The organism is Candidatus Bathyarchaeota archaeon, from assembly GCA_026014725.1.
GTDB lineage: Archaea > Thermoproteota > Bathyarchaeia > Bathyarchaeales > Bathycorpusculaceae > Bathycorpusculum.
Genome location: JAOZHV010000049.1, coordinates 50,207 through 62,374 on the forward strand (window position 1 = coordinate 50,207; position 12,168 = coordinate 62,374).

Sequence of the window (12,168 nt, forward strand, 5' to 3'; positions counted from 1 at the left end):
AAATATGACAAAACAGCAAATGCGCCTCTGTTTATATAGGGGGATGGGGGTAGCCAGAGAGCAACAAAACATAACGTTTACGCAAAAAGGTTGCAAACGAAAGATAACTGCAAAAATCGCATCTAGCACCGCAAAGCACGCCCAAAAAACTTAATTGATTTTTCAATGCTCGCGACGTCGTTTTGCGTTTTTGATGGTAACGTTTATAACCTCTTTTACTATTTGCTAAAGGCGCGAAGCTGAAGTACAATGGGACATCGAAAAGTACATGCTCCAAGACATGGTTCACTAGCATACTTACCTAGGAAACGCGCCAAAAAACCAGTCGCACGCATCAGATACTGGCCACAAATAAACGCGGACTCTCCTAGACTCTTAGGTTTCTCAGCCTACAAAGCAGGCATGACCTACATCTTCACTATAGAAGACCGAAAACGCTCCCCACATTTCGGCAAAGAAGTCATGCGAGCTGCAACCATCCTAGAAACGCCACCAATCCTTGTATGTGGCATTCGAACTTACAGAAAAACACCGTATGGGCTCCAAAACATAACCGAAGCATGGATGAAAGACCCACCAGCCATCCTAGACAGAGCACTGGTACTGCCAGAAAACTTTAACACCGAAGCCATGCTCGAAAAACTCCAACAAAACCTTGAACAAACAGCTGCAGTCCGTGTAGTCACCGCAACTCAACCCACACAAACAAACTTGGCAAAAAAGAAACCAGACCTCTGTGAAATCCAGCTTGGCGGAGGAACAATCCAGCAGCAGCTTGAATACGCTAAGCAGCTCTTAGGAAAAACAGTCACACCAGAAGAAGTTTTCAAAGACGGACAATATATCGATGTTGCAGCAGTCACGGTCGGCAAAGGCTTCCAAGGACCAGTAAAACGCTGGGGAGTAACCAAACTCCAACACAAAGGCAGAAAAACAAAACGTGGCATCGCTACCCTTGGACCATGGAACCCACACCACCTCATGTACTCAGTAGCCCGAGCAGGACAAATGGGTTACCACCAACGATTAGAATACAACAAACGCATTCTAAAAATCGGCAAAGACGGCAAAGAAGTCACCGTTAAAGGCGGATTCATCCGTTACGGCGAAGTGAAAGGACCCTACATACTAATTGAAGGCAGCATAGCTGGACCAGAAAAACGCCAAATTCGTCTCCGAGTTCCAGCACGTCCACCGCGAGAAATTCCAGACGCTCCACCACAAGTCACATATGTATCGCTGGATTCTCCTCAAGGAAAATAGGTGAAAATAAGCCATGGCGCAACAGAAAACCGCAGAAATTTTCGACTTACAAGGTAAATCAAAAGGAAAAATAACTCTTCCAGCTGTGTTTTCAACACCGCTAAGACCAGACGTTATTAAACGTGCAGTGCTATCCATACAATCTCGCAGGTTGCAACCGCAAGGCAGAGATCCCATGGCTGGAAAGAAAACCACTGCAGAATCACGCGGAACAGGCAGCGGAGTTGCAAGGGTTCCTCGTGTTAAAGGCGGAAGTGGAAGAGCAGCGTTTGCTCCCAGCACTGTTAAAGGCAGACAGCCTCATCCGCCGAAAGTAGAAAAAATTATAGTTAAAAATATACCGAAGAAAGAAGCAAAGTTAGCTTTAACTTCTGCCATTGCGGCAACAGCGCAGAAAGAAACTGTGGCTTCTCGCGGTCACAAAATCGAGGGTATTGGGTTGCCTTTGGTGGTTGATGATGCGCTTGAAGGATTAACTAAGGCTAAAGAAGTTGAAGAGGCACTTGCAAGCCTTGGTGTTGCCGCTGACATCTTACGCGTAAAGGAAAGCCGCAACATTCGAGCGGGAAAGGGTAAGCATCGAGGCAGAAAAATGAAGCAAGCCGTTGGGCCACTAATAGTGGTTGTTGACGGCAAAAGTATAGTTAATGCTGCAAGCAACATTCCCGGTGTAGAAGTAGCAACCGTAAACAATCTTAACACGGAGATGCTTGCGCCAGGGACTCATCCTGGAAGATTAACTGTTTGGACTAACGGCGCTATTGAAAAATTAAACACTCTTTATGGAGAGAAAGCATAATGAATACTAATGAGGTAATTTCGTACCCGCTGATGACTGAGTCAGCTAGTTTAATGGTTGAAAAAGACAACAAACTAATCTTTGTTGTTAACTTGAAAGCTGGCAAAGCAGACGTTAAACGTGCTGTGGAAGAACTCTACGAAGTAAAAGTCAGCAAAGTAAACTTGCTCATCACTCCTCAAGGAGTAAAGAAGGCGTTCGTGAAGCTATCTCCTGAATTTAGGGCTTCAGATGTTGCTATTAAACTTGGAATACTCTAAACTAATAGAAGGTATGATTTATGGGAAAGAGAATTCGTGTTCAAAGGCGTGGTCGCGGTGGACAGAACTTCCGCGCTTCCACTCACAAACGTGTGGCTCCTGCCAAGTATCCCTCTATTCCACCAAAGGAAGCTTTTGATGGTTTGCTTTGTGGTGTAGTGCAAGACCTTGTGCATGACCCAGGTCGTGGTTCGCCGTTGTCGTTGGTTAAGTTTGAGAATGGTTTGTCCATGTACACTGTTACTCCTGAAGGAGTATTTACTGGGCAAAAGATTTGTTTCGGAGGTAATGCGCCTGCCGAGATAGGAAACATTCTTCCGTTAGGGAAAGTGCCTGAAGGAACACTGGTTTGCGCTCTTGAGTTGCATCCTGGTGATGGTGGCAAGATGGCGAAGTCTTCTGGTGCTTATGCTACTGTTGTTGGTCACACTCCTCAGGGTACGATGATTCGTCTGCCTTCCAAACGGACACGGTACATTAACGATTACTGTTTGGCAACTGTGGGTGTGGTTTCTGCGTCTGGACGCATAGAGAAGCCTTTCCTTAAAGCAGGCGAGAAATACCATTTGATGAAGGCTAAGGGTCACAAGTATCCAAGAACTAGCGGTCGCAAAATGGTTCCTGCAGTGCACCCTTATGGAAGCAGCAAACGTAGTGCAAGGCGAACAACTACAACATCTCATGGTGCTCCTCCAGGGCAGAAGGTCGGTTTGATTGCTGCTCGTGGTCCAGGACAGAAGAAAAAGCGTGCTATTCGCGGATAAGTATAATAGAGGTTTAAATGAAGTTTAGGTGTAGATGAAAGATGCCGAAAGAATTTAGCTATCGTGGGCACAATCTTGAAAGTTTGTCAGCTATGTCTATGGATGAGTTTATTGCTTTGCTTCCGTCTAGGCAGAGGAGAAGTTTGCAGCGTGGTTTAACTGCAGAGCAGCGTACCTTGTTGGAAAAGTTGCGTGTTGCTAAAGAGGCTCAGAAAAAGGGTAAAGATGCTGGGATAAAGACTCATGTTCGGGACTTGATTATTTTGCCCGAGATGGTGGGTGCGAAGATTCAGGTGCATAATGGTAAAGAATTTGTTGCTATGGAGATTAAGCCTGAGATGATTGGGCACTATCTTGGTGAGTTTGCCATTACTAACAAGCCTGTTAGGCATGGAACTCCTGGTATTGGTGCGTCGCGTTCTTCGATGTATGTGCCGCTGAAGTAAACCAGCCCTTTTATTTTCTTTGTTTTGTTGATGTTTTCATACGCGTGTTTTACAGTTTGTTGAAAATGCAATTTAGGTCTTTTTTGAGTTTTTTCGCCTTTTCTAGGCTGTCATGTTTTGTTGTCAGGGGAAACTATAGCCCCCTTATTTATAGTATTAATAAGCGCTGTGTGTGAAGGTTTCAGGGGGGAGTGGTGGCGGTGTATATACGGTTTGCATATACGTTTGTATATACGCAGTTTGGTTGCTCTGCCGATAGAGCCTATCCCCCTATTTAAAGCGCTGATTTTCAACATGCTAATGGCTTGAGAAAGCGTCAATGGCACCTACCCCCTATAGGTTTCTGCATAGAGTTTCTATTAGCATCCAAATATGCCTAGAAGCGCAGGCGTTGCAACTGGCGTTTGTTTGATTCTTATATTCCACGCGCGAGTATAGTTAGTTTTGGTGTCTACGGTTTGGCTAAAGAACCAGCAACAGTGGTTTACACGGTTGGGCACTCCACCCGAACCCTAGACGAATTCATCGAACTGCTCCAAGCCTACGCCGTCGCGCTGGTGGTTGACGTTCGCACGGTTCCAAGAAGCAGACACAACCCCCAATTCAACAAAGAAACCCTCCCCGCCACCCTCAAACCGTTTGGCATACGCTACATTCATATGCCAGAAATCGGCGGACTAAGGCGACCCAAACCCGACTCCGTCAACTTGGCTTGGAAGAACAGCAGTTTCCGCGGCTACGCCGACTACATGCAAACCAAAGAATTCACCGACAACCTACTAAAAATCATCGCGCTTGCACGGGAGAACCGTTTGGCACTGATGTGTGCTGAAGCGTTGCCTTGGCGCTGCCACCGAAACCTCATCAGCGATGCCCTCGTGGTACGGCATGTGAAAGTGGAGCACATCATAGGCAAAGACAGCACGATTAATCATGAACTAAACGAGATGGCGCATGTGGAAGGAACAAAGATAACCTATCCACTATACAGCAAAGAAACACCGCAAAAAACACTAACCGAATTTGGTTCCATTTGAACATAACATGTTAAGAAATAGATTTTATGAAGACAGATAGTTTGGTTACCCACCGTATAGTTTACTAAGAATTTTTTTAATACTTTTTTCCAAGTCATGTTTTACGTCATATTCCCAAATTCGAATAACTGTCCAGCCTGCCTTTTTTAACTCTCGATTAACTAGGCGGTCTCTTTTTTTATTCTGCTCAATTTTTTTCCTCCAGTATTCAACATTTGATTGAGGTTTAATGAAGCGTTTAGGATTACAATGCCAAAAATCAGAATCGATAAAGACAGCGATTCTTTTTTCAGAAAAAACAATGTCAGGTTTGCCAATCAATGCCTTATCATAACGAGTAAATTGAAGACCTCTTTTTTTGAGTTCATTTATTATCATTCGCTCTGCCTTTGTATCTGTAGAACGTATCCTTTGCATTGTCTTTCTGCGTTGTTCGGGCGTTAAATTATCCATATTTTTTACTTAGAAAAGTCCATATAATAAGTTTCATTGTCTATCTTATAAAAGTCGAGATGTGTTCGACCATATCTATTTAAATCCTCTTTTCTGATAAATTGACCAGACCTCAAGCCAAGTCTACGCCTGAAATATTGCCCTATTAAGCTATTGTTGTGAGGGGTATGTATAGCTTTACCATTAGCCTGTGCTCTAGTGCAAATTAACACTTTATCATCATCGGTATAAACAGTAAAATGAACCCCGACGGCAGGGAAGAAGTCAGAGCGGTAAACAGTCGAAGGCAATCTGATGTAGGCTTGATTAGGGTCTCTATCATACTCGGGTCTTTGCCCCCAATTTAATCCTGACCTTTTTGGAAGACTTCCGGAGTTATCAAGCAAGGAAACTCGTATTTGCGGTAGACCTTGTAGAACAAAATCAGGGGGTATCTCTTTATCTTCAAGGAGTTTTTTCTGTCTTTGCAGTCGCTTGTACGTTTGATCATTATAAATAGTTACAAAATTTTCGGCGTCTATGTGATTGCAATAAATTGTGTCACTTATTAAACTTTTGTAATATTCTGAAAGATTCTCAGCTGAGCATTCAACCATTAATTCTTGTTGGTTGCTAAAAGCAGTTTGCGTATAATTCGCTGAGCCTGTAAATGCAAATAACGGCATGTCGTTTTTGAACCATACGTAAACTTTAGAGTGAACTGGAGGAGTTTTCACAAAATAGCTACAATAAAAGGAATTCTTGAAATCTTCGTTAACAAGCTGTTGGAAGCCACGGTGATTGCTTTTTGACAGTCCATCCTGTGAGGTCATACCTACTATTAATTCGACATTTACTTTGGCGCCTATGTTTTTCAATGTGTTTAAGTGATGAAAAGCCATAGCTGGAGTAGCATACCCCGATATGATGCGAAGTTTATTACACCCTTTTTCTGCTGGTTTTATTAGAACACGATTGAATAAATCATTGGTAATCATAATTGTCTATTTCCAACTTGAATTATTTATAAGCGTATCTGTTGGGGTTCAATTAGGGTTGTCTGAAGGCTACTGTAGAGTGATGATGCAATATTGGGTTCAATATAATTGTATTCTACTTCTGCAAATGTCTTGAGAATTGCTTCAAAGATTACTTGAGCGCCTTTCGGTGGCACTGCCATGCCGATTTGCCTCCTTACGCTTTCTTTTGAACCAAAGAAAAGAAATGAATCTGGAAAAGTTTGTAGCCTGGCTCTTTCTCTGTTGGTCAGTGCTCTATTCTCTCTCCAATGATACATGTGGGTGCCCCCACCGCCGCTTCCTGTAACTGTATAAGCTGGTTTTTCAGGGTCTAATCGTTTGTATATTGAACTTATTTTTGCACCATTAACTTTAAGCCTCAAGTGCTCAGGCATATTTGTTGCTGTAAAAGCGTTTTCGCCCGCTTTAATGTATTGTAATCTTTCTACTACATGTTTAGCTTGTTTTGTGCGTTCATTGTTAGGAGCATCATCTGGTATAGGAGGGTTCTCTAAAGCGTCCTTGCATTTTATTGGTTTTGGGCTTAAAATATCTGGCACTCTAAAAGTTTTGCCTAAATCCTTTCGTATTCCGACAATAATAATACGGTGCCTCGATTGAGGAACATTATATTGCTCAAATCTATAGAGATTAGGGGTAATATTATACCCTGTGTTAACCATTTCTTGCAATATTGTTTTGAGTGCCTCTCCTTCATTTGCATTCTTTAATCCCGCTACATTTTCTGCCAGAAACCAAAGAGGCTTGAAATGCCTAAGTGCTTTTATACCGTAAGTGTAAAGCTGACCATAAACACCATTAAAGCCTTTTTTCTCTCCTACGTCACTAAAGTCATTACATGGAAAGCCAAATGCAAGAGCATCGATTTTTGGGAGTTTATTCATGTCAAGTTTTGAGACATCTCGGCAAATGACACTTTCTGAACCGCCGGGTTTGATATTGTGGAGGTATGTTTTACAAGCATCTTCATCATAGTCATTAGCCCATGTTGGAGTGATTGAAAATATTTCACCATCTTTGACTATCTTGGATGAAACTGCTCCGTAAGCTAAGCCGCCGGCACCGCAAAATAATTCTCCCAGCCTAAAGTTCATATCAAGTCCTTCTATCCACTACGCTTATATTTAATAGTTTTTTCCTTGTTCCTTTAAAAAATTATACCGATTCGGAATGCTGAATTAATAGTCTCAAGTTATGCGAACAGTCTTGCTCTGTTTTAACTATGGTATAGGGAAAAAGCGCAAGATTTCTATTGTTTTTGTAGTTTTGCTATGAAGAACCCGTTGCATTGATGCAGATGCGGATAAAGCCTCTGACACTGAGCACGCCCATGTAGCCCCGGCAACCCGATTTTCGGCTCAATATCCACCAGAAGGAAATCGGTGTGCTCTTTGAGGAACTGCTCGATTATCATTTCGTTTTCCTCAACCGTTATGCTACATGTCGAGTAGGTTAGGTAGCCACCTTTGGCGACTTTTTCGGCGCAGTTGTTAATCATTTTCCACTGGATTTCTGCCATGTTCGCTATGGAGTTTGGGCTCAAACGCCACTTTGCTGAGGGTTGCTTGGCGAAGACTCCTGTGCTGGTGCATGGCGGGTCTAAAACCACCAAGTCAGCCTCACCCAAAACAGGGATAGAAACGGTAGCGTCCGCAATCACGGGTTCCGCGTTTTTTGTTCCCATGCGTTTGGTTTCGCTCTGCCAAGTCTTCATGCGTTTAACTGAAAAATCAAGTGAGTAGATGGTGCCTTGGTTTTGCATGAGTTGAGCAAGAAACGTTGTTTTTGCGCCCGGTGCAGCAGAAACGTCCAAGACCACACTGTTTGGTTTGGGGTTGGCGGCTAGCGTGGCAAAACAGCTGGCTTTGTCTTGAACGTAGAATAAGCCTTCTCTGTAGCTGGGCAAAGCGTTTAGCGGCTGTTTAGTTGCTTTGACTTTGTAAGTGTACCGCAACGGCTCAACTTTTTCTAGTTCCACCCCTTCAGAACCCAGCCTTTGCACGATTTTCTCTTCAGTCTCCGCCAGCGTGTTCACGCGGATGTACGTGGGAGGCGGATTAACACTGCCCTCCAAAAACGCTACTGCCTCGTCTCTGCTAAACAGCTTAAAACAGTACTCTACAAACCACTGCGGATGAAAAGTCTGCAAGCTAACTTTTTCCTCATCGTTTACCGATTGCAGAATCGGCTGGAGTTGGCGGGTCAGCAGAAAGCCCAAGAATGGTTCGACTTCGCGCAGGGTTTTCCAGCCCAGAATTGACCTGCCTAAGCTTGCGATGTTTTCTGCTTCTTTGAGGTTGAATTTGCCCCAGTTCTTCACAACACGCGCCTGATAAACGTAGAGTCGCAGGAACGCTTGGATTCCAAGGTTGTATTCGCCGACTTTTTTAGGCGCCACCACGCTGTCGATGAATTTGTCGATGAGGTTTTTGCGTCGTGTTGTCTCAACCACCAAGCCGTAAGCGTACCGAACGGCATCGGGGTTGCGGATGCCCAGTTGCTTGACTGTTCGCATTAGTGCTGAGCGCTCATTTAAGCGGCGCATGTCCATCCAGCTTAACGTTTCAATGGCGATTGTCCAAGCATCCTTCAACAATTACAGTTCACAGCGTAAACAAGATGCAAAGCTTCTAAATAAGACTTCAAAGTAAGGCCGCTGTTACTGCATTATCACAGCCACATACGTTTATGAATCATTCATCGTGCTAGACCATTATGTTCTAAAAAACCAAACTCCAAAAACGGAGGTGACGTGTTTTTGTCAAGGAGGCGAAGGGATGAAGAAGCGACTGCAAGAGGAAAAATGTCGGTGAGCGAAGCTGGCAGACGCGGCGGAGCAAGGGGCGGTCCAAGAGTCCGCGAACTAGTACGCGAAGGAAAAGAACAAGAAGAAGAATAGTGCGTCACAAACTCCCCTGCACACCAGTTTAAGACACTTTGCTCCTTTTTCTTAGTTAGGTGAAACTTTGAGTTCGGCCGTAAAGCGCAAAAGCACTCCTGAAACTAAAGCAGGACAGTACATGTGTCCACAATGCGGCAAAATTTTTGATACTAAAAAACAGGTTGACAGGCACCTCTGCAAGGAGCATGAAGACCACCTCCGAACTATCGGAGCAATCGTTTAAACACAAATTTTGCTCTTGCAAGTTAACGGGCAGTTCCGCTAGTTTGAGAGAGTAAAGATTTTAGTCTCTTCCCACCATGTAACACTAAGGTTAAAACAGGGATGGCGCGCACTCTCTTAGATTACTGCATTACTCAAGAAGCTAAACCGCAGACACAACAAACAAAAGTGGAAGCGCCACAAAAAACACCCGAACCACAAGCCCCAATTCCTCATGAGAAAAAGAAGCGCCAACGCCAACCCTTCCCACCGATTGCGCCTGAGAACTTGCCTCCCTCATACCTTGTTTCAGCCACTTATGATGGACGCCAAAGGAAGGCAGTTATCAAACTCTACGAGCCAGAATCAGGGCAAATGTACTTTTGGTATGATAATACGGGGCACAAACCTTACTGCCTTACAAACATACCCAAACAAGAAATGGAAAAATTCGAGCGCGTCAAAAACCACGAGGGCTTCGACAGCTTCCAAACCGAAAAAAAACTCGACCCCCTAAACAACACAGTAATCGAAGTCACAAAAATTGTCACCAAAGACCCCTTAGCCATCGGCGGCAGACCCGCAGGCACAATCCGAGACATAATCCCCGAAGACTACCCCAAACTTTTCGGCATGAGCATGCAAGACAGCGGAGCCAAGATTTGGGAGTCAAAAATCAAGTATTACCAATCATACATCTACGACAGGCAACTGTTGCCCGGCATGATTTACGAAGTAAAAGAAGGCAACTTGGTGCCCGTGGTCGTGGAGTCTGCAACGGAAAACCTAAACAGAATCCAAGCGCTCTTTGCTGACTGCAAAAATGACGCTGAACGCGAGTACGCTGAATTCTCAATGATGTGGGCTAAACTGCTTGAGTACCCAGCACCGCAGTTCCGCAGGGCAGCCATAGACATCGAAGTTTACTCGCCTCTAGCCAACAGGGTTCCTGACCCCCGCGAAGGCGCATGCCCCGTCATCGCCTGCTCAATCTACAGTTCAGACGGCGACAAAAAAGTGCTCCTGCTCAAGCGGGAAGGCATGATTGAAGGAGACCCCCAGTTATGCGCGGGCATAGAACTCGAGTACTGCGAAACCGAAGAAGAACTTCTCAAAAAAGTCTTCGACGTCCTCATGGATTACCCATTCATCTTAACGTTTAACGGAGACGACTTTGACCTCCGCTACCTTGCGCACCGCGCCGAAAACTTGGGCTTTAACAAACGCGACATCCCTATAGACATCGGCAAACGCGTCTGCCTTTTGCGCTATGGGATTCATATTGACCTCTACAAGTTCTTCTTCAACCGCTCAGTACAAATCTACGCCTACAGCAACCGCTACAAAGACGTAAGCCTAGACGACGTAGGCAACGCACTCATCGGCACTACAAAAATCAAACTAGACAAGGACTTTGGCGACCTCTCCTGCAACGAACTAGCCGCATACTGCCTACGCGACTCAGAAATCACCTACAAACTAACCAGCTACGACAACGACGCCGCCATGAAACTAATTCTTGTTTTGGCAAGAATCGCCAGCATGCCCATGGAAGACGTCAGCCGTCAAGGTGTAAGCCGATGGATACGCAACTTCATGCACCGTGAACACCGCAAACGCAATATGCTAATCCCAAACGCTGAAGACATCCTGACAAAAAAAGGCAAAACCAGCACCACCGCCATCATAAAAGGCAAAAAATACAAAGGCGCAATAGTCGTTGACCCAAAGCCAGGCGTGCACTTTAACGTTGCCGTTATGGACTTTCCCAGCCTATACCCGTCAATAATAAAAGTCTGGAACTTGGGCTACCAATCAATCTGCTGCAACCACCCCAACTGCAGGGAACACGTTATCCCCGACACACAACATTGGGTGTGCACAGAAAAACGTGCCCTCGAAAGTCTCCTAATCGGTTCACTGCGGGATTTGCGTGTGCGCTGGTACAAGAACCGAGCCAAAGACAAGTCCCTGCCGCCTGAACTGCGTAGCTGGTACAGCATAGCACAAGGAGCACTAAAAGTTATCTTAAACGCCAGCTATGGCGTCTTCGGTGCTGACAGCTTTGACCTCTATTGCCCACCAGTCGCAGAAGCCACAGCCGCCATCGGACGCTACTCCATCACTCAAATACTAAAGCATGCCGAAGCCGTAGGCATTCAGGTCCTCTACGGCGACACCGACAGCTTATTCCTCAAAAACCCATCTAAAGAACAAATCGAGGAAGTAATCCATTACACGGAGCACGAATTAGGCATGGGCATCGACATGGAAAAAACCTACCGCTACGCCGTGTTTAGCTCACGCAAGAAAAACTACCTTGGCGTGCTCGAAGACGGCACAGTGGACGTTAAGGGGTTAACTGGCAAGAAAAAACACATCCCCCTCTTCATAAAAGATGCCTTCAACCAGATGAAAGAAAGGCTTGCAAAAGTCAAAACACCTGAAGACTTCGAGAAGGCAAAACGAGACATCGCCGAAATCATCCGCCAACGCCACGCCACCCTCAAAAAAAGAGAATGGAAAAACATGAATGAACTGGCTTTCCACGTGGTTTTAGGCGACAACTTGGAACGCTACACTAAGACTACGCCTCAACACGTTAAAGCCGCAAAAATGCTGGTGGAAAGCGGCAGAGAACTGAGAGCAGGAGACTTGATAAGCTTCGTTAAAGTCAAAAGCAAAGACCACGTCAAACCAGTGGAGCTCACAACAAGAAACGAAGTTGACGTTGACAAATACATCGCGTACCTGCAGTCCACGTTTGACCAAGTTTTGGATGCGTTGGGCTTGAATTTTGACGAGATAATCGGGTTAACTAGGCTTGCAAGCTTCCTAGGCGCATAGCTCCGCGAAAGAGTACAAAAACTTCTCAGTCAAAGCGTAATAACCAAAGGCAAAGGTAACCTTTTGCTGTTTTTGTCATTTTTTCATCTTCCTGTTAAGATGGTATTTATAGCCTAACAAACCTTACTCTGGCGATAATCTATCGGGACGGGTGAAGGCGAACGTTAACTCAAGAAT

General features: G+C 44.9%; 13 protein-coding genes. 9 read left to right on the forward strand and 4 right to left on the reverse strand.

What is annotated here, in order from left to right; genetic code table 11:
- The first annotated feature begins 249 nt into the window (after nt 1–249).
- The 6 genes from NWE95_09915 to NWE95_09940 all read left to right on the forward strand — a co-directional run bounded on the left by NWE95_09915 (nt 250) and on the right by NWE95_09940 (nt 4,569).
- The gene (locus NWE95_09915) at nt 250–1,263 is read left to right on the forward strand and encodes a 50S ribosomal protein L3 (protein ID MCW4004211.1); all 1,014 of its coding nucleotides are present in this window, start codon (nt 250–252) and stop codon (nt 1,261–1,263) included.
- A gap of 13 nt (nt 1,264–1,276) precedes the next feature.
- Complete coding sequence (rpl4p, locus tag NWE95_09920; protein ID MCW4004212.1) at nt 1,277–2,062, forward strand: 50S ribosomal protein L4; 786 nt, start codon at nt 1,277–1,279, stop codon at nt 2,060–2,062.
- Nucleotides 2,062–2,322, forward strand: coding sequence for a 50S ribosomal protein L23 (locus NWE95_09925; protein MCW4004213.1), 261 nt, complete (start codon nt 2,062–2,064; stop codon nt 2,320–2,322). The genes rpl4p and NWE95_09925 overlap by 1 nt, the downstream gene beginning before the upstream one ends.
- 20 nt (nt 2,323–2,342) lie before the next feature.
- Nucleotides 2,343–3,086 carry a 50S ribosomal protein L2 gene (locus NWE95_09930; GenBank protein ID MCW4004214.1) on the forward strand — a complete coding sequence of 248 codons (744 nt, stop codon included), beginning with the start codon at nt 2,343–2,345 and terminating at the stop codon, nt 3,084–3,086.
- A gap of 41 nt (nt 3,087–3,127) precedes the next feature.
- Nucleotides 3,128–3,532 carry a 30S ribosomal protein S19 gene (locus tag NWE95_09935; protein ID MCW4004215.1) on the forward strand — a complete coding sequence of 135 codons (405 nt, stop codon included), beginning with the start codon at nt 3,128–3,130 and terminating at the stop codon, nt 3,530–3,532.
- A gap of 458 nt (nt 3,533–3,990) precedes the next feature.
- Entirely contained in the window at nt 3,991–4,569 is a 579-nt protein-coding gene (locus NWE95_09940; GenBank protein ID MCW4004216.1) for a DUF488 domain-containing protein, read from the forward strand.
- A 45-nt stretch (nt 4,570–4,614) separates the two neighbouring features.
- Here the strand turns inward: NWE95_09940 and NWE95_09945 are convergent, their stop codons facing one another.
- From NWE95_09945 to NWE95_09960, 4 genes are all read right to left on the reverse strand, one after another.
- Entirely contained in the window at nt 4,615–5,022 is a 408-nt protein-coding gene (locus NWE95_09945) for a very short patch repair endonuclease (GenBank protein MCW4004217.1), read from the reverse strand.
- 5 nt (nt 5,023–5,027) lie between these two features.
- Entirely contained in the window at nt 5,028–5,999 is a 972-nt protein-coding gene (locus NWE95_09950; protein ID MCW4004218.1) for an NgoFVII family restriction endonuclease, read from the reverse strand.
- 26 nt (nt 6,000–6,025) lie between these two features.
- Nucleotides 6,026–7,135, reverse strand: coding sequence for a DNA cytosine methyltransferase (locus NWE95_09955; GenBank protein ID MCW4004219.1), 1,110 nt, complete (start codon nt 7,133–7,135; stop codon nt 6,026–6,028).
- A gap of 155 nt (nt 7,136–7,290) precedes the next feature.
- On the reverse strand, nt 7,291–8,637 hold the full coding sequence (locus NWE95_09960) for an RsmB/NOP family class I SAM-dependent RNA methyltransferase (GenBank protein ID MCW4004220.1): 1,347 nt from the start codon (nt 8,635–8,637) through the stop codon (nt 7,291–7,293).
- 162 nt (nt 8,638–8,799) lie between these two features.
- Here NWE95_09960 and NWE95_09965 point away from each other — a divergent pair, with 162 nt between their 5' ends.
- The 3 genes from NWE95_09965 (at nt 8,800) to NWE95_09975 (ending at nt 11,991) form a co-directional block, all read left to right on the forward strand.
- Nucleotides 8,800–8,940 carry a hypothetical protein gene (locus tag NWE95_09965; protein MCW4004221.1) on the forward strand — a complete coding sequence of 47 codons (141 nt, stop codon included), beginning with the start codon at nt 8,800–8,802 and terminating at the stop codon, nt 8,938–8,940.
- Between the two features lie 67 nt (nt 8,941–9,007).
- On the forward strand, nt 9,008–9,166 hold the full coding sequence (locus tag NWE95_09970) for a hypothetical protein (GenBank protein MCW4004222.1): 159 nt from the start codon (nt 9,008–9,010) through the stop codon (nt 9,164–9,166).
- 101 nt (nt 9,167–9,267) lie between these two features.
- Complete coding sequence (locus tag NWE95_09975) at nt 9,268–11,991, forward strand: DNA-directed DNA polymerase I (GenBank protein MCW4004223.1); 2,724 nt, start codon at nt 9,268–9,270, stop codon at nt 11,989–11,991.
- Nucleotides 11,992–12,168 lie beyond the last annotated feature (177 nt).

Excerpts from the sequence above, each read along its gene's own strand:
- NWE95_09945 (MCW4004217.1), bottom strand. The coding sequence starts at position 5,022 with ATGGATAATTTAACGCCCGAACAACGCAGAAAGACAATGCAAAGGATA.
- NWE95_09915 (MCW4004211.1), top strand. The coding sequence starts at position 250 with ATGGGACATCGAAAAGTACATGCTCCAAGACATGGTTCACTAGCATAC.
- NWE95_09935 (MCW4004215.1), top strand. The coding sequence starts at position 3,128 with ATGCCGAAAGAATTTAGCTATCGTGGGCACAATCTTGAAAGTTTGTCA.
- NWE95_09925 (MCW4004213.1), top strand. The coding sequence starts at position 2,062 with ATGAATACTAATGAGGTAATTTCGTACCCGCTGATGACTGAGTCAGCT.
- NWE95_09930 (MCW4004214.1), top strand. The coding sequence starts at position 2,343 with ATGGGAAAGAGAATTCGTGTTCAAAGGCGTGGTCGCGGTGGACAGAAC.
- NWE95_09955 (MCW4004219.1), bottom strand. The coding sequence starts at position 7,135 with ATGAACTTTAGGCTGGGAGAATTATTTTGCGGTGCCGGCGGCTTAGCT.
- NWE95_09975 (MCW4004223.1), top strand. The coding sequence starts at position 9,268 with ATGGCGCGCACTCTCTTAGATTACTGCATTACTCAAGAAGCTAAACCG.
- rpl4p (MCW4004212.1), top strand. The coding sequence starts at position 1,277 with ATGGCGCAACAGAAAACCGCAGAAATTTTCGACTTACAAGGTAAATCA.
- NWE95_09950 (MCW4004218.1), bottom strand. The coding sequence starts at position 5,999 with ATGATTACCAATGATTTATTCAATCGTGTTCTAATAAAACCAGCAGAA.